Source organism: Flavobacterium sp. (assembly GCF_031409475.1).
In the GTDB taxonomy this organism is placed as follows: Bacteria; Bacteroidota; Bacteroidia; order Flavobacteriales; family Flavobacteriaceae; genus Flavobacterium.
In genome coordinates this window covers 37,726-55,050 of sequence record NZ_JANNXH010000067.1, presented here as the reverse complement: position 1 = coordinate 55,050, position 17,325 = coordinate 37,726, and the positions used below count along the sequence as shown (strand labels likewise).

The following is a 17,325-nucleotide window of genomic DNA, read 5'->3' as shown; positions in this document are numbered from 1 at the left end:
TAAAGTCTGACTTGATTTTATGGTTATTTTTTTTCTAATAATTCAATTTCAAAAATGATATTAGAGTTTGGCGGAATCACATTTCCAGCTCCAGCTTCACCATAGGCTAGGTTCGATGGAATAAAAAGGATTGCTTTGTCACCAAAAGATAATTGCTCTATTCCTTCGATAAAACCAGGAATCATACCTGTTTTTGCTCCAGCTTGAAACGGTATTGGCTGATAGCCTTGTTGTGCTGCTCTGCTTTGATCAAATTTTCCAAATGTTTTTGCAACGGTTTCAATGCTGGTATCAAATAATGTTCCGTTTTCTAAAAAACCAGCATAGTGAATGAAAATATTTGTGCCAGCTGCGGGTTTTTTACCACCTTTTTTCTCTGTAATTACATAGTGTAAACCAGTTGAAGTTTTAGTCGCTTTTGCAAATAAAGCTTTGTAATAAAAAACTTTCTGGTCTTGAACCACTTTATATTTAGCTTTATATTTTTTTTGATTTTCAGATTCTACTGAAAAATAATTCGAAAATGTTTTAACAGCATCAAACTTTTTTGCAGCATCGCCATTTCGTATAATTGTAATTTTTTTGATGAAATCATTTTGCTCAATCAAGTTGACAACTTCCATTCCTTTTTCGACAACATGTCCAAAAATAGTATGTTTTCCGTCGAGCCAAGGCGTTTCAACGTGAGTAATAAAAAACTGACTGCTATTAGTTGCAGGACCATTATTTGCCATTGCTAGAACGCCACCTTTATCAAATCTCAAATCAGAAATTTCATCTTTAAATTTATAACCGGTATCGCCAGAACCTGTTCCTAGTGGATCGCCACCTTGAATCATAAATTGTTTTATGACTCTATGAAATTTTAAACCATCATAAAAAGGTTTGTTTTTTAAATTTTCTAAAGTGATAAATTCATTTTTGCCTTCGACTAAAGTAACAAAATTAGCTACAGTGATAGGCGCTTTTTCATAATTTAATTGAACGGTTATAACGCCTTTACTGGTTTCAATTTGTGCATATAAACCATCAGGAAGAATGTTTTTTTCGTTTTTACAAGAATAAAATGTTGAAATTGTAAGGAATAAAAATAGAATGCTTTTTTTCATTAGGGATTGATTTAATTTTAATTTGTTACTGTGTCTTTGATGTTATTTTGGTCTAGAGTTAAAGTATCTTTTTTTAGTTGAATTTCTTTTTTAAATGCCACTTCGGATATGAAATTATTTAAAGTAACGGTACAAAGTAACGGTTGATTTGTCCCTATTTTTTTATCATCCCCATGATATCCAAAAGCAATATGGGAAGGAAATAAAAAACTAACTTTTTCCTTTTTATGCATTAATTTAATGCCTTCTCTCAATCCGGTCATTATATTTTGTTTATCAACAAGATAGGTTTGAGGCTTTAACTCGAGTTGCGAGTAGATAATACTACCTTTTAAATCTCTAATTTCATAATCAAAAAAAGCCACGTCACCCTTTTTGGGGGTTAAAGTATCTACTGTATTTACTGTTAGATATGTATACCAATATCCTTTTGTCGAAGCTAGGTATTTTACTTTTGGATTACTTTTTATTAAAGCATCAATTTGACCTTCTTCGCCAGCAATAAGTTTTTTATTGCGTTCTGCTGATTTTTTCATAAAACTTCCCGAAGCTTGAGAAATTGGCCTTCTGGCATCTTGTTGCTGTTTGCAACTGCTAACAATTGTTGCAACAAGGAATGCAATAAATAGTATTTTAAAATTTTTCATAATACTTTATATTTTTAGTTCTAAAACCAATTCTTCAAACTTTATTAAGGTTTCTTTCATTGAAACTTCGGATTTTCCACCTGCAGCATTGCGATGTCCACCACCATTAAAATGGTCTCTCGCAAATTGATTTACATCAAAATTACCTTGTGAACGAAACGAAATCTTGATGATTTTTTCGGCAGCGTTTTCTATAAAAATAGCTGCAAAAACAATTCCTTTTATGCTCAATCCATAATTTACAATGCCTTCGGTATCTCCTTTTTTAAAATTAAAAGTGTCTAACTCTGCTTGTGTGAGTGTAATGTAGGCTGTTTTTTGAGCTTCTAAAATTTTCATATTTTGAAGCGCTCTTCCTAGCAATTGCAAACTACTATAAGAACTATTATCAAAAAGAAGTGTTGGAATTTGAGTATTTTCGACACCTAAATCTATCAAATCAGCGATGATTCTATGGGTTGTCCCAGTTGTTTTTGGAAACCGAAACGAACCTGAATCAGTGAGAATTCCAGTATAAATGCAAGTACCAATGGTCTTGTCTATTTCGAATTTTTTTCCAAGAAATGAGATAAAATTATGTACCATTTCACAGGTTGAACCAAACCCAATATCCGAATACGTGTAAGCAGCATAATCATCCGGTTTTTCGTGATGATCAATCATTATAAAAGGCGATGTGAGTTGAGCAAGAACATGCTCCATTTCGCCTACACGATGCAATGCATTAAAATCTAATGTAAAAATAAGCTCTGCTTCTTCGAGTATTTTGGTGCAATTTGCTTTGTCTTTTTCGAATATTTTAACCGTTTCTGAACCTGGTAACCAAGCTAGAAAATCAGGAAATTCATTTGGAGAAACAACAACTGGGAGATGTTTATTTTTTATCAAAAAATGATACAATGCAAGTGTTGATCCCATAGCATCACCATCAGGATTGCGATGCGGAATTATGGCAATTTTTTTTGGAGTTGCTAATAGTAACTGTATCGCTTGAATATCTTGTGCTTTCATATGTGTAAATTATATTTTTTAGCGGTCACATATGGTATCGCTTTTTTTCTTAATTGGTGTTTGCTTAGGCAAACTTCTGGTTCGTGGCGATTTCATAGTTTGCGAATTTACATTTTTTTAATGTAATGTTGATATCATTTCAAGATTTAACAAACTTTTACCAAACTAAAAATCTTGGACATTTTGCCTTTTAATCCGTTGGTACAAATGGTATTTTGCTCCTTTTACAATTTGAGATTTGTAAACACCTACAATTCCAGAACAAAAGTAAGCAATACCGCAAGCTATGCCAATATAAATTCCGCTTTCTAGCCCAAAAAGTTCCATTCCCAGTACCGTACAAGTTATAGGTGTGTGAGTTGCACCAGAGAAAACCGCCACAAATCCCATTCCTGCTAAAAGTGCAATTGGCAAAGGAACTACAAGCGATAAAACACTACCTAATGTTGCTCCAATGAAGAATAGCGGTGTTACTTCACCTCCTTTGAATCCTGCGCCAAGAGTAAATCCTGTAAAAATTATTTTGAGCAGAAAATCATAGGACTCGTTTGGAGTTGAAAATGAATCGACAATTGTTGGGATTCCCAAACCAATGTATTTTGTAGTTCCAATAAAATAAATAGCTGCAGCCAAAATAATTCCTCCAACAAACGGGCGAAGTGGAGGAAATGGTATGAATTTCGAAAATAGGTAGCTCCAAAAATGAGTGGTTTTAGAAAATAACATTGCTGTCAATCCAAATAAAATTCCAACCAAAACAATCCAACCAAAATTCAGTATAGTTATCTCTGGAACAACAGGAATGTTATAAAGTGTATGTTTTATGTGCCAAAATTCAACGGCGAAATAAGCTATATAGGCTACAAAAAAAGATAAAATCACACTTTTAAAACTGATTTTGCTAAAATATAAAACCTCTAAAGCAAACAATGCACCAGCCAATGGTGTTCCAAATATAGAAGCAAATCCTGCGCTAATTCCTAGAATGATAAGCGTTTTTCTATCGGAGTTATTGAGTTTAAATAATCTTGTGAATTGATCAGCAATTGCGCCACTCATCTGAACAGCTGTGCCTTCACGACCTGCGGAACCTCCAAAAAGATGGGTAATTAAGGTTCCAATTAAAACCATCGGTGCCATTTTTAGCGGAATGGTTTTTTGAGGGTTTTCGTATTCTTCCAGCAATAAATTAGTGCCTTTTACAACATTATTTCCGTAATAATGATAAGATAAACCTATTAGTAAACCACCAATTGGCAAGAGCCATATTATCCAAGTGCTTTTTTCTCTAAATTGTGTTACCCATTCTAAAGTCACCAAAAATAACGCTGATGCTGAACCAGATAAAACACCTATCAAAACACAAATGAAAATCCATTTGAAAGTAATAATGGTGATTTTTTTTAAGTTCATTGGGTAAATTTTTGCCAGTGCGAGGAATGAATCAATCCAATTTTTTTTATATTTTATTAGAATAGCTTTACATTATTTTGTCATTGCTTCGCCAGTTCGAGCTTTGCTCTCGGGTCTGACGCAGGAAGAATCTCAACCAGAGAGAGCAACAAATGAGATTGCTTCGTGCCTCGCAATGACAAATAGTTTGGTTTGTTTTTTTTAATATTATTCCTCAGCGATAGCTGTAAATTCTATTTCTACTAGATATTCTGGAGCTACAAGTTTGCTGATTTCATAAAAACCGGTTGTAGGTTTTACGTCTTTAAAGTAAGATGAATGTGCTTTTGCAACAGCTTCAAAAGTGGTTATGTCAGTTGTGAAAATGCGTGTCCGAATTACATCTTTCATTCCTACGTTCAAGTCTTCCAAAACTTTTTCGACTCTTTCTAGAATGTTTTGAGTTTGTGCAAAGGCATCGTTAGCTTTAACTTTTTCTCCGTCAACAATAGCTACTGTTCCTGACACTTCGATAATATTACCAATGCGAACCGCACGACAGTATCCCATTTTGTCTTCCCAAGGTGAACCCGTCAAGATGTTTTCTCTTTTCATTTTAATGAATTTAATTGAAGTTGCAATTTATAAAAAAACGCCAAGTAAAAACAAAATTTTACAGGGAAAGTATTTAATTTTTATGGCATCAATTTTGATTGTTTGCCACCAAATGATTTGTAAATCGAAAAGCAGTATGCAACTTTTTTTTATGCTATTTTTGTGATTTTTAATCAAAATTTTCTATTATTTTTATTTTTAATTTTGTTTTTTCAGTATTCGACGCTTATGAAACCCATTTTGTTTTTAATTTTTATACTTAGTGTTGCTACCAATGGATTTGGACAAAATGAGTTTAGTAAAAAATTCAAAGCTATTCCTCCCATTGATATCAAAGTAAATCCCCCAAAAGAAACTAAAAAAGATTCTCTATCTCGTATAGATTTGCCAAAAATTATCACACCTAATGTGTTTGATAATTCAAAAACAAAGCCCAATAACTCCTTTCAAATGGGAGTTAAAAATGATTTCTCTTTGGCACCAAAAAATAAATTTATAAATCCAGGAGATGCTATTGTTCAAAAATTAAATAAAAAACCTGAAAGTGAAGATGGCTTTGTCTACAGAAAGAATCAAAATTTAGGAAATTTCAAGACAAAGTCTACTACTGCAAAAATTTTATACCGCGATTTTGGTGAAGTTGATGGCGATTTTATCCAAGTTTACTTAAATGATAGTATAATTATACCCGAAATAATTATGGATAGTGAGTTTCAAAGCTTCGAAGTTACTTTAGAAAAAGGCTTTAATAAAATAGATTTTAAAGCACTTAATCAAGGAAGTTCTGGACCTAATACAGCTGAATTTCAAGTTTATGATGAGAAAGGAATTCTTATTTCGGCGAACCAATGGAATCTTGCTACTGGTTTTAAGGCTACTATTATTCTAACTAAAGAATAATATTAAATTTTTCCAAAATTCAATTTTTCAATTCCGATTATAAAAAGTATTTTTGCGCATGCAACACAACGTACTTATTTTAGATTTCGGATCACAATACACACAACTTATTGCCCGACGCGTTCGCGAATTAAATATATTCTGCGAAATTTTTCCTTACAATCATTTTCCGAGTGATTTATCAAGCTATAAAGCCGTAATTCTTGGTGGAAGCCCTTTTTCTGTAAGAGGAGAAGATGCACCACACCCAGATTTATCACAAATTAGAGGCAAATTGCCAATGCTTGCCGTTTGTTACGGAGCACAATATTTGGCACATTTTAGCGGTGGCGAAGTTGCCGCTTCGAATACTAGAGAATATGGCAGAGCTAATTTGTCTTTTATAAAACAAAATGAAACTTTCTTTGAAGGTGTTTCAGAGAATAGCCAAGTTTGGATGAGCCATAGCGATAGTATAAAATCATTACCAACGAATGGAGTGAAACTTGCTAGCACTCATGATGTAGAATTTGCTGCCTATAAAATCGAAGGTGAAACTACGTATGCAATTCAATATCATCCCGAAGTTTTTCACTCAACCGATGGAAAACAAATGCTAGAGAATTTCCTAGTTAAAATTGCGCATGTTCCTCAAAATTTTACGCCCAATGCTTTTGTTGAAGAAATGGTTGCAGAGCTTAAAGAAAAAATTCAAGATGATAAAGTAGTTCTTGGACTTTCTGGTGGTGTAGATTCTACAGTAGCCGCAATTTTATTGCATCAAGCTATTGGAAAAAACTTATATTGTATTTTTGTAAATAATGGTTTACTTCGCAAAAATGAATACCAAAGCGTTTTAGACCAATACAAAGGAATGGGTTTGAACGTAAAAGGAGTTGATGCTGGTGATCGTTTTTTAAGCGAATTAGCTGGAATTAGTGATCCAGAAACCAAACGAAAAACAATTGGTCGTGTTTTTATCGAAGTATTTGATGACGAATCACATCGTATCGAAGATGTAAAATGGTTGGCACAAGGAACCATTTATCCTGATGTTATTGAATCAGTTTCGGTAAAAGGACCATCAGCAACTATAAAATCGCATCATAATGTGGGCGGTTTGCCTGATTATATGAAACTGAAAATTGTAGAACCACTCCGAATGTTATTTAAAGACGAAGTTCGTCGAGTAGGTGCAACATTAGGCATAGATGCTGCGTTATTAGGAAGACATCCTTTCCCTGGACCAGGATTATCAATTAGAATTTTAGGAGATATTACACCAGAAAAAGTACAAATTTTGCAAGATGTTGATGCTGTTTTTATTGATGGATTAAAATCTTGGGGATTGTATGACAAAGTATGGCAAGCTGGAGCAATCTTACTTCCGGTAAATAGTGTAGGAGTAATGGGCGATGAGCGAACCTATGAAAAAGTGGTTGCACTTCGAGCCGTTGAATCTACGGACGGAATGACCGCAGATTGGGTACATTTGCCTTATGAATTCTTGATGAAAGTGTCCAATGATATTATCAATAAAGTGAAAGGTGTCAATAGAGTAGTGTATGACATTAGCTCAAAACCACCAGCAACTATAGAGTGGGAATAAAACTTAATTTCAATGGCAATTACAAAAATCAATTTCAATAGCAATAAAGAAATTGATTTTTTGTTTTTATATTGATTTTGAAAACACTATTTTTATTGACAAGGAAAATTTTTATTACTATTGCCATTGAAATTGTTATTGAATAATTTTTAAAGTATTTGAATTATGATAAATAGAGTCGTTTTTATTTTTATAGTAGTATTTTCTTGCTCTGTATTTGGACAAAAATACGGTAAGCATATAGTAGAAAAAGGAGAAACTATTGCCCAAATTGCTCAATTATATAAGGTAACCCCATTTGATATTTATCAATTAAATCCTGATGCTCAAAGTGGTTTAAAGCCAAATAGTGTTTTGTTAATTCCTAACAAAACTGATAATACCAAAATAGTTTCAAAAATAAAAACGCATAAAGTGGAGCCAAAAGAGACTTTATTTGGTATCGAAAAAAAATACAACATCTCAGAGGAAGCCTTAAAGAAAGCCAATCCATTTCTTGAAAAAGAGGGATTGCAAATAGGACAAGTTTTACTAATTCCTTCCAATACGGGTTCTAAAATTGTTGTACCAATACAAGAAAAAGTAGTATTTCATGAAGTGCTTCCTAAAGAAACGAAGTATTCTATTGCCAAAAAATATGGGATTACAGTTGAAGAATTAGAGCGCAAAAACCCCGAAGTTATTCCTAATCTAACCATTGGATATAAATTAGTAATAAAAGGAATTGCTCCAAAATTAGACAAGAATCCATTAGCAGTTGAATCTAAAAGTGAAATTGTAAAACCAATTTCTGAAAAAATCACTCCAGCAAATAATTATATTGATTATGAAGTAAAACCAAAAGAAACGCTGTACAGTTTGTCTAAAATGGCGGGATTAACCCAAGAAGAATTGATAAAACTGAATCCCACTTTGACCAATGGAGTTGAGATAGGAATGATTCTAAAAGTACCTTCAATTATTGCTGTTCCTACTGAAAAAAATAAAGTATATGCTACTTTAACAAATAAAAATGGGAGTAATCAGCGAAAAAAGTTGGTTTTATTATTGCCTTTCAATTTGTCTAAAATCGAAAGTGACACGATCAATTCGACAACTGCCCGTTTGAAAAAAGACAAGTTTTTGAACATGACTTTGGATTTTTATTCAGGTGCTTTGGTAGCGATTGATTCGGCAAAACAAATTGGACTTGATGTTGACATTCAAATATTCGATTCACAAGAAACCAAAAATTCTTCGAATGTTGCAACAATTATTCAAGAAAATAAATTGCAAAATGTGGATGCTATAATTGGTCCTTTTTACCAAAATAATGTAGAGAAAACAGCCGAAATACTCAATAAGAATAATGTGCCTGTGATTTCACCATTGTCAAAAGATATAGGTAATTCCTTTCCAAATTTATTTCAAACGATACCTACAAATGAAACTTTAAAAAATGCAATGTTCTCTTACATGAAAACAAAAGGAGGTAATATAATTGCAGTAATTGACCGCAAAAAAGAATCGGCTAGACAGTATATTCAGGAAAATCAGAAAGGAGTTCAATTTGCTTCACTGCAAGAAAACGGTAGCTTATCTACAGAAAATCTGAAAAGTTTGTTTGTAAAAGATAAAATCAATTATGTGGTTTTAATATCCGAAAATACTTGGATGATAAAATCAACAATGGCAACAATGATGAGCGCTATGAGCAGTTTCAAGTTGCAATTAGTAATATTAGAACCCAATGAAACTTTAGATACTGATGAAATAAATTTTGAAAATCTAACCAAATTAAAATTAATGTATCCATCAATGACTCGTGAAAACGAATCGGCAGGAGCATTAATTTTTGATAACGAATACAGAAAGAAAAATAAAATTTTGCCAAGTACTTACGCTACTCGTGGATTTGATGTTACTTTTGACACGATGTTGCGATTATCACAAGGAAGTACATATCAAGAAACTATTGGTGCTACTGCAACTGAGCAAGTAAATAATAAATTTGAATTTTATAAAAAAGAGGGCGGAGGATATGTCAATAAAGGCGTTTATATTTTGTATTACGACGCCGATTTAACTATAAAAGAAGCGAATTAAGAATTAAGAATCAAGTATTAAGAATTTCGATTAAAGTAAACAGATAACTCATAACTCATAACCTATAACTTCTAACCTCAAACTTCAAACTTCTATTATGACTTCTAAAATAACATATCTAGGCGATTTAAGAACCACATCAACCCATTTGCAATCGGGAACAGAAATTCTTACTGATGCACCTACAGACAATCACGGGAAAGGGGAAGCATTTTCTCCAACGGATTTAGTTGCTAATGCACTGGGCAGTTGCATGGTCTCAATTATGGCAATAAAATCAAAAGATTTGAATCTGGATTTAAATGGCTCAACAGTTGAAGTAACGAAGGTTATGCAAGCCGAACCTAGAAAAATAGCTAAAATCGTTATTGTCTTAAACATGACTATTGCTACAACCGATAAAAATAAAATTATCCTCGAAAGAGCCGCAATGATTTGTCCTGTTTTCCTGAGTTTGAATACTGATATTGAGAAAGAAATTAGTTTTAATTGGTTGTAAGTCATTGCGAGGAACGAAGCAATCTCATTTAAGTTTAAAGATTAATCCATAAAACTCCCCTTGAACCCAGACCAAAAACAACTCATTAAATTAGCACATACCAAAATGCCTTTTGGCAAATACGAAGGTAAATATCTTATTGATTTACCTGAATATTATGTGGTTTGGTACAGCAATAAAGGTTTTCCAAAAGGAGAGTTGGGGGAACAACTGCAACTGGTTTATGAATTAAAACTCAACGGACTCGAAGATTTAATCCGAAACATTCGGAAAAAATATCCAAAACCGAGTTAATGTTTGTATAACCCTATCAGGATTTTAAACCCTGATAGCGTTAATTTTATTTAGTTACAATAATCACGATTTTATTAAAATCGGCAGCAGCATTAATCACCGCTTTGTAGTCCTCAAATTTGTTTAAAGGATAATTCATGACTTGATAAACCTCGGTATTATCAACGGTGATTTCATCTCCTTTTATTGTGTATTTGCTAACAAAAGAAGCAATAGTTTTACCATTTACTTGTGTTTTATAATCCATTACAAATTTTTCTAGGTTTTTTATAGTGGCTCCTTTTGGTAATAAAATTTTAATTTTTCGTGTGTACAAGTGAGGATAGTCAATTTCTACAGGTAAAATTCGTTTATTTTCTTGGTAAAATTCCATTTGTTTACCAATGGTTTGCCCTATCGAAAACAAGTAATTTTCACCTGCTTTTTGAGTAAGTTCCTTACCTTCATAAGTTAAGTTGAGTACAAAAGGTTTTTTGCCTATAAATGCTGTGCCTTCATTTTCGGCGGTCAACGTTTTATATTCTGTTTCTACGGTATAATTTTCAGCAACATTTTTTAAAATTGTTTTGTATTGTTCTGCCGATGCAAAATCTTTGATGGGTTGAAAATTTAAACCTGAATAACCACCAAAAGTGAGATTACTAGTAACTAATGGATTTTCTATATCCTTTGTAAAATCTACCGTAATATCCATGATATCATGCGTAACTTCGGATCCTGGAATTTCTATAAAATTAATTTCACCAATGCCCATTGCGACATCAGCAAATATTTTTTCTTTAATGAACAATCCATTATTATTGGCTATTGTTGGTGGAAATAGTGGAATGCGGTATTCAATTTCGGTTGGAGTTAAATATTTTTTTAGTGTTGGAAAATAAAATAAAAGTTCACTCAGGTTTTCGTAACTCTCAAAATCCTTGTCAAACGGAACTTTATAACGGTTTGAAGTAAAAACAACATTGTTTTCAATTTTAAAATTTTTAAAAACTGCCAAATATATTTTTAAAATATCAGATTGATTGGCTTGTTTTGAATCTATTACATCCGAAATTGCCAGCTGAGGTTTTGTATAGCGATTGTATGTTATAGATTTTTTGATTTTGTTTTCGATGTTCCATATTTGCTCTTGTAAATCAGTAGATTTGGGGATTGTCGCACAATAATCAGCGAGGGCTTTTTGTTGGCGTTTATCAAATTCAGGGTTTAATCTTTCGTAAACATTTGTGGCAAACTCTTTAAAATTATTTAAATTTTTTGCACCACTATTTAAATTGCCATCCAGCTTGTAACGAAACAATTTCAATTGCACTTCCCAGTTTGCATATTGTTCGTTATTATCCAATGCAACGGTGTTTTTTTCGGAAACAGTAAGGTATGTTTTTTTATTAATGGTATCATTTTCTATTTTGGGTTCACTCAATCCATTGTAGGATTTTGTTTTAAACACCAAAAAATTAGGATATATTAATTCTAAATTTAATTTTGCAATGGGATATTCATCCTGCATTTTCAGCGTTCTGCCTTCTAATTCAGGTTCTTCTTCTATGACATATATTTTTTCTATTACTGCTCCTTTTTCAAGACCATTTACTGCAAAATACTTGTATTTAATTCCTTTTTCTTGATCGGTATCTTCCTTGATATCGTTTTTATCAAGTGTGATTACTTTGCCATTTTTGAGTATAACTCTAGCTTTGTTGATCAATACATTTTCATTTTGACTGAATGGAATGTATATTTTATTATTTCGTTCAATAGCATCATCAGAATTGATGAGTATTTTTTCGTGTAGTAATCGATATTGAACCGCATTTTTCCCTTCAACTACAATTTCTATTTTTGTAACTCGGTCAAGAATTACTTCATTTTCATTTTTATATTGTTCCGGAATTTCTATGGATGTGTCTTTCTCGTTCCAATCATAGTTCTTAAACGAATATTCTTGCCCAATTGCTATTGAAGTGCAAAGTATTGCTCCAATTATATAAAAGTTTTTTAGGATGTTTTTTTTCATTATTTTTCTAATAAAATTATAGTTTCTGTGTAATTATTTTTTATTTTTTTTATGGATTCATTCCAAGGTTCAAAATCAGTTTTAGTTAGCATTAATTTTTTATTTTTTACTAATACATTCAATACTATCTTGTTGTTTTTGACTTCATAAACAAAATCAGCTTTGACATAATCGTTATCTAAATTAAAGTTCTTTGGTATATATTTTACGGTACAATTTTGAGGAATTGTAAATTCGTATTGGTTATTAGTTGAAGACAAAAAGTTAAATTCAAAATCTGAAACCCTGTCTTTTTCTATGGTTAATTTATCATAAATTTTGTCTAAAAATAAGTTGATGTATATTTCTTTATCCGCTTTGATAATGTAATTGCTTAAATCAAAATTGTAATTAATCAGGTACGGTTTGTCTCTGTCTTTTATGTTTTCTTCGGTGAAATCTTTTAAAATAAACTTATTATTACCTTTAAGAACAAGGCTTTTTATCATTTCAAATCTTGTTTTATTTGTTGCATCTCCTATTCGAGAGAGAATGTTGCTTCTATTGTAACCGTTGAATTGAATTTTTCCTGAACCTACGAGTTTGTCTTTTTCAAGAGTCAATTTTACACGCTCATTTATTTCATTTTTTTCAGATGCAACAATTGGTACTGGAATAATTTTAAAGGAATCTCCATCAGGTATCAATGCTTCTTTTCCTTGTATAAAAGCGGTTGGAATTCCGTACAATGTTTCTTTATCCGTAGCATCAAGAAAGAGGTATTCGTTCCCTTTTTTGTAAACTGCAATCATGTGATTGTCAACTGCTGGTGTGGGTAATTGCGCGTAAGAATAAGGAATTTCGCGAGTTCCTATCCACGAAATAGATACCTCTTTTACGTTGGCATATTTTGCCATAGCTGAAATTATACTAGCCATATCTTTGCAATCGCCAAATTTTCTCTCGCAAATTAAACTGGCTTCTCGTGGAATAAATCCTTCATAGCCATTTTCGAAAGCAATGTATTTGATGTTGTCTTTTACCCAATAAAAAATACTTTTAATTTTATCCTCATCATTGGTTTTATTTGCTGTTATTTCCAATGAAATTGCTTTCAAGGTTGCATCATCAGTTTTGTTTAAGTTTTTTGTAAAACCTTTGTAATACTCATATAATTTTTTGGTATCGCCCAAAACTTCAGTTTTTACATCATCAATTGTATAATCTTTTATATAGACATTGATGTGTGGAATGATGTATAAAAAACCAGGTGAATTTCCTTCTAATTTTACAGGTTTTATATCTTTTAAAGTCCATTTATAAAGCCATTTTCCTTTTTTTTCTGTTTTTGAAAATTCAATTAAATTTGAGGCGTCATTAAATATTTCATAACCTATGTTTATGTTTTTGTCGGTTTTAATTTCTAAACTGGAGTTTTGAATGGGTAAACCACCACCAAAAATAGTTTTATGCAATAAAAACGGATCAATGAACTCTGTTTGATAATTGTACACTTTTTTTGCTCCAGCTTCAAGATTAGGAAATAGGAGTTGTTGCTGTTTCACATCATCATAAAACACGGAACTTCGATCGGATTGAACTTCATTTGTTTGAGTGATTTTTATTTTTTTTTCTTTACCATTTTCGTTAATCAATGTATAAGCGTCATAACTTTTTAGTTTCACTAATTCAGAGTAGGTAAAGGATTCTTTGTTGTTGTGAATTCCGTTATCTGATAGAATTAGGGATTCATAATAATTGTCCTGAATGATTTTTAGTTTTTTATTTTCAAAAGAAAAATCATACGATTGAATGTCCTTTATAACAAGTTCGTTATAATCAGGATATTTATTTTTGTACTCTTGAAAGGTATTTTGTGCATAAAGGTTTGTGCATAAAACGCCACCAACAGCAATACAAAATGCTAGTTTATTTGATAATTTCAACCAATACATCTGAATCATATTTTTTTGTTGTTACTAGTTTTCCTTCTTTATAAATTAAAGTGTTGCCATGAATTTCGTCATTTTTATATTCAGACGAAAGTAACGGTTTCCCGTCTGAGGTAAAATAGTGTTGAATTCCTTCGAAATCGTTTTTTACAAACTGTTCGCTTTTATAAACGTTACCATTGGCATAATATTCTGTTCGTTTTCCTTCTAATAAATTTTTGACATATATCGCTTCAAATTCTGGTTTTCCGGATTCATTATTTACTACAAAATCTCCTTCTAGATTCCCTTTTTCAAAATTAATTTTAATAGCGGTTTTTCCGTTTGGATAGTCACTTGTAATAGCAGCAGTTTCATCGATTACCACTATTTTTTCAGTGAGTTGGCCAATTTTACTTTTTTTGATGTAGTATTTAATACTATTGTTTTCATACCCAATGACTAAAAGAAGTTCTCCTTTTTGATTGTAATAATTGCTTTCGCCTTCTAACAAGCCGTTTAATTGATTGTACTCGTTCATTTTTATTTTATTGTGATAAAACCGAGTTGTCTTTCCGTTTTCGTTGCCAAAAGTCATCTCATCGGTTAAACGTAAATTACCCGCTAGATCATAAACTTTGTATGAACCATTTAATTTTCCTGAATAATAGTTATTTTCGAGTTGAATGGTTCCGTTTTGACTGTATATTTTTTCTAAATTATGCTTTACGCCATTTATAAATTCCGATTCCATAATCAGGGTATTAAATTTGTCTTTTATCAAGAGTTTTCCATTTAATTGGCCGTTTGTTATTTCTGCAACTTCAAGAATTGTTCCATTATTATAATTTGTTGTAAACTTTCCTGTTCTATTTTTATAGTCAATAGTGTTTTCTTTCTCGCCTTTATTATTATAAATTATGGAGTTTGTTAACATGCCGTTTAGATATGATTCTTTTTTTGAAATCAATCCGTTTTGCCAATAGCTGAAGGTATCAAAATTAAGTAAAGCATTTTGAAAATTGCCTTCATTGGAAATACTTCCATTCGAATAAAATGCTTTATATGGACCACTCTGATCTCCGTTTACATAATTATATTGACTGGATAATCTTCCGTTTTGGTACACTTCATAAAGTCCATTAATAGTATCGTTTGTATAATTTATTATTGAGGTCAATAACTCATTTTTTGAATAGGATGTATTTAATCCATTTTGTTTTCCTTTGATATGATTTTCTTTAATTTTTAGGATACCTGTTGGATAATAATAATTCCATTCATTTATTTTTTGTCCTTTTTCTAAATCTCCTTTTGCTAATAATTTTCCGTCAAAATCAGTCATAACAAATGGTTTTTTTGTCATACTTATTTCAATAGGTTTAGGGTTGTTTCTTGTATATTGATATCCAATTTTTAATTCACCCGATTTGTATTTTTCTTCATAATATTTGTCTTCATTACTATCATACGAAATATAGTTTTCTATTTCTTCTTTATCGTTATAGGCTGATTCTATTGATTTTTTGCCATTTGCAAAATAGGTTATTGATTTTTTTATTTTTCCATCAACATAATCGTTTTTCATTTCTAAAACTCCATTGCTGTAGTATTTTTTGTAGCTGTTTTGAATTTTTCCGTTGCTATAAACGGCCTCGGATTTTATTTGTTTTCCATCATAATATTCAGCGTAGTTGCCTTCTAACAAATCGTTAGTATACTGGCAAGATTCTATAATATCGCCTACTTCATTATAATTTATCAAAGGACCATTTAATTTTCCTGAACTGTAATTTGTTTCAGTTTTCACACTGCCATTTATATACAAACAAATCAATTTCCCGTCACGTTCTCCATTTACAAAATTGACTTCACATTGTTTACCACCATTTGGGTAATAAGATGTGTTGAGCCCATTTAAAACATCTAATTTGAAATTTTCGGTCAAACTTATTAAACCATTGGGCAAAAAATCGGTTCGTAAACCATCTACTTTTCCGTTCACAAATGTTTTTTCTTCTGTACGATTTCCTTTTTCGTCAAAATATTTTTGAAAACCATGTAACTCATCGTCCTTGAAGTTTAATTCCCCTATTAGATTTCCATCCTCGTTGAGGTATTTAACTTTTCCATCCATTTTTCCATTAATTTGTGGACTTATAAAATGTGGGTTTCCATCTTTTAAAGTTATGATTACTTCTTCTTGTTCCCCAAAATGATCTAGAGTTCTTTTGCCATAAGTTTTCCAAAAATCTTTAAGCAAGTATTCTTCATAAAATGCATTTATTTTTTTCTTTTGTGAAGTTAGTTTTTTGCCGAGTTGAGTTTCCATTCCTAATAAAATGTAATACGAAAAGCCCTCAAATTGTTTCTTTTCGATAACGTTTTTAATCCAAGGAATATAGGTGTTTTCAAAAAAACCATCACTCATTTTATGTGCTACACTGTACTCTGCAACAGCTTGAATTTGACGAATAATTACGTCGTCAATTTCAGATTTTATTTTGTAAGCAGGTTTTAGAGGCAATTGATTTCTTAATATAACTTCAATATCTTCAAAATTATCACCTGATTTTGAGAAAATAAGTTTGTTGCTTTCAAGATAATTTTGTCCAAATTTTGCATTTAAATTCAGTATTGCTTTTTCAGCAAATTGACCTGTTGGAGCAATAATTAAATAGCTCATTAAGGCTAATGTTCCTTCGACTATTTTGCCGTTGTCAAGTGCTAATGCTCCAAGCAAATAGTGGGCTGATGCATGATTAGGATTAGTAGTAATTATTCTTTTCAAAAGGTCAACACTTTTTTGAGATTCTTCTTTTCTATAATATAAAATAGCAAAATTGTATAAAAAATTAGAAGAGTTTGAAAGGTATTTTTCTCCTTCTTTAAATATTTTTTCAGCTTGGTCATACTCTTTTTGGTTGCTCAAAAAACTTCCATAAAGTGTGTACAAAGAGGGGAATTCTGGCATAGCATTTTTAGAATATAAATCTTCAAAAAACAATTTTAAATCATTCTTTTTGTCCAATGCAGAAAGTGCTAGTGCTTTTTCGTGTTGTGCGTTTAAAAATTTAGGATCTGCTTTACCTATTTTATCAAATTCCAAAATTGCAGCTGTATATTTTTCTTCCTCATACAATGAAATTCCTTTTTTAATAATAGAATCATTATTGTACACAAAAGCATAATCAGTTTGAGAGTAGGTTGTTGTTTTAAAAACAATAAAAAACACAAAAATAATTTTCTTCATATTAG

At 31.4% G+C, this 17,325-nt stretch carries 13 protein-coding genes; 5 read left to right on the top strand and 8 right to left on the bottom strand.

The genetic code is table 11. The features are described 5' to 3' along the window. Positions 1-23: 23 nt before the first annotated feature. The 5 genes from RMO53_RS13110 to RMO53_RS13090 form a co-directional block, all read right to left on the bottom strand. The gene (locus RMO53_RS13110; RefSeq protein ID WP_310381566.1) at positions 24-1,109 is read right to left on the bottom strand and encodes a peptidylprolyl isomerase; all 1,086 of its coding nucleotides are present in this window, start codon (positions 1,107-1,109) and stop codon (positions 24-26) included. 17 nt (positions 1,110-1,126) lie between these two features. Continuing rightward, positions 1,127-1,756, bottom strand: coding sequence for a gliding motility-associated peptidyl-prolyl isomerase GldI (gldI, locus tag RMO53_RS13105; RefSeq protein ID WP_310381564.1), 630 nt, complete (start codon positions 1,754-1,756; stop codon positions 1,127-1,129). 6 nt (positions 1,757-1,762) lie between these two features. Further along, on the bottom strand, positions 1,763-2,767 hold the full coding sequence (locus RMO53_RS13100) for a bifunctional oligoribonuclease/PAP phosphatase NrnA (protein ID WP_310381562.1): 1,005 nt from the start codon (positions 2,765-2,767) through the stop codon (positions 1,763-1,765). A gap of 165 nt (positions 2,768-2,932) precedes the next feature. Then, positions 2,933-4,180, bottom strand: coding sequence for a voltage-gated chloride channel family protein (locus RMO53_RS13095; RefSeq protein ID WP_310381560.1), 1,248 nt, complete (start codon positions 4,178-4,180; stop codon positions 2,933-2,935). A 207-nt stretch (positions 4,181-4,387) separates the two neighbouring features. Then, positions 4,388-4,774 (bottom strand): RidA family protein, encoded by a 387-nt coding sequence (locus RMO53_RS13090; RefSeq protein WP_310381558.1) that lies wholly within the window; start codon positions 4,772-4,774, stop codon positions 4,388-4,390. Between the two features lie 228 nt (positions 4,775-5,002). On the opposite strand from RMO53_RS13090, the gene RMO53_RS13085 reads away from it, so the two are divergent. The 5 genes from RMO53_RS13085 to RMO53_RS13065 all read left to right on the top strand — a co-directional run bounded on the left by RMO53_RS13085 (position 5,003) and on the right by RMO53_RS13065 (position 10,140). After that, the gene (locus RMO53_RS13085) at positions 5,003-5,674 is read left to right on the top strand and encodes a hypothetical protein (protein ID WP_310381556.1); all 672 of its coding nucleotides are present in this window, start codon (positions 5,003-5,005) and stop codon (positions 5,672-5,674) included. Between the two features lie 58 nt (positions 5,675-5,732). Continuing rightward, the gene (gene guaA / locus RMO53_RS13080) at positions 5,733-7,262 is read left to right on the top strand and encodes a glutamine-hydrolyzing GMP synthase (RefSeq protein ID WP_310381554.1); all 1,530 of its coding nucleotides are present in this window, start codon (positions 5,733-5,735) and stop codon (positions 7,260-7,262) included. A gap of 165 nt (positions 7,263-7,427) precedes the next feature. Then, entirely contained in the window at positions 7,428-9,347 is a 1,920-nt protein-coding gene (locus RMO53_RS13075) for a LysM peptidoglycan-binding domain-containing protein (RefSeq protein ID WP_310381552.1), read from the top strand. Positions 9,348-9,444: 97 nt separating this feature from the next. Then, positions 9,445-9,846, top strand: a complete 402-nt coding sequence (locus RMO53_RS13070) for an OsmC family protein (protein ID WP_310381550.1) — start codon at positions 9,445-9,447, stop codon at positions 9,844-9,846. Between the two features lie 60 nt (positions 9,847-9,906). Continuing rightward, positions 9,907-10,140 (top strand): DUF3820 family protein, encoded by a 234-nt coding sequence (locus RMO53_RS13065; protein ID WP_310381547.1) that lies wholly within the window; start codon positions 9,907-9,909, stop codon positions 10,138-10,140. A gap of 46 nt (positions 10,141-10,186) precedes the next feature. Here the strand turns inward: RMO53_RS13065 and RMO53_RS13060 are convergent, their stop codons facing one another. The 3 genes from RMO53_RS13060 to RMO53_RS13050 are packed head-to-tail and all read right to left on the bottom strand — an operon-like array spanning position 10,187 to position 17,320. Further along, the gene (locus tag RMO53_RS13060; protein WP_310381545.1) at positions 10,187-12,157 is read right to left on the bottom strand and encodes a DUF3857 domain-containing protein; all 1,971 of its coding nucleotides are present in this window, start codon (positions 12,155-12,157) and stop codon (positions 10,187-10,189) included. Then, positions 12,157-14,100, bottom strand: coding sequence for a DUF3857 domain-containing protein (locus RMO53_RS13055; RefSeq protein WP_310381543.1), 1,944 nt, complete (start codon positions 14,098-14,100; stop codon positions 12,157-12,159). The genes RMO53_RS13060 and RMO53_RS13055 overlap by 1 nt, the downstream gene beginning before the upstream one ends. Then, a complete protein-coding gene (locus RMO53_RS13050) occupies positions 14,066-17,320 on the bottom strand; it encodes a hypothetical protein (protein ID WP_310381541.1) in 3,255 nt (1,084 codons plus the stop codon). The genes RMO53_RS13055 and RMO53_RS13050 overlap by 35 nt, the downstream gene beginning before the upstream one ends. Positions 17,321-17,325: the final 5 nt, after the last annotated feature.

Excerpts from the sequence above, each read along its gene's own strand:
- RMO53_RS13050 (WP_310381541.1), bottom strand. The coding sequence starts at position 17,320 with ATGAAGAAAATTATTTTTGTGTTTTTTATTGTTTTTAAAACAACAACC.
- guaA (WP_310381554.1), top strand. The coding sequence starts at position 5,733 with ATGCAACACAACGTACTTATTTTAGATTTCGGATCACAATACACACAA.
- RMO53_RS13085 (WP_310381556.1), top strand. The coding sequence starts at position 5,003 with ATGAAACCCATTTTGTTTTTAATTTTTATACTTAGTGTTGCTACCAAT.
- RMO53_RS13075 (WP_310381552.1), top strand. The coding sequence starts at position 7,428 with ATGATAAATAGAGTCGTTTTTATTTTTATAGTAGTATTTTCTTGCTCT.
- RMO53_RS13095 (WP_310381560.1), bottom strand. The coding sequence starts at position 4,180 with ATGAACTTAAAAAAAATCACCATTATTACTTTCAAATGGATTTTCATT.
- RMO53_RS13100 (WP_310381562.1), bottom strand. The coding sequence starts at position 2,767 with ATGAAAGCACAAGATATTCAAGCGATACAGTTACTATTAGCAACTCCA.
- RMO53_RS13060 (WP_310381545.1), bottom strand. The coding sequence starts at position 12,157 with ATGAAAAAAAACATCCTAAAAAACTTTTATATAATTGGAGCAATACTT.
- RMO53_RS13090 (WP_310381558.1), bottom strand. The coding sequence starts at position 4,774 with ATGAAAAGAGAAAACATCTTGACGGGTTCACCTTGGGAAGACAAAATG.
- RMO53_RS13110 (WP_310381566.1), bottom strand. The coding sequence starts at position 1,109 with ATGAAAAAAAGCATTCTATTTTTATTCCTTACAATTTCAACATTTTAT.
- RMO53_RS13055 (WP_310381543.1), bottom strand. The coding sequence starts at position 14,100 with ATGATTCAGATGTATTGGTTGAAATTATCAAATAAACTAGCATTTTGT.
- gldI (WP_310381564.1), bottom strand. The coding sequence starts at position 1,756 with ATGAAAAATTTTAAAATACTATTTATTGCATTCCTTGTTGCAACAATT.
- RMO53_RS13070 (WP_310381550.1), top strand. The coding sequence starts at position 9,445 with ATGACTTCTAAAATAACATATCTAGGCGATTTAAGAACCACATCAACC.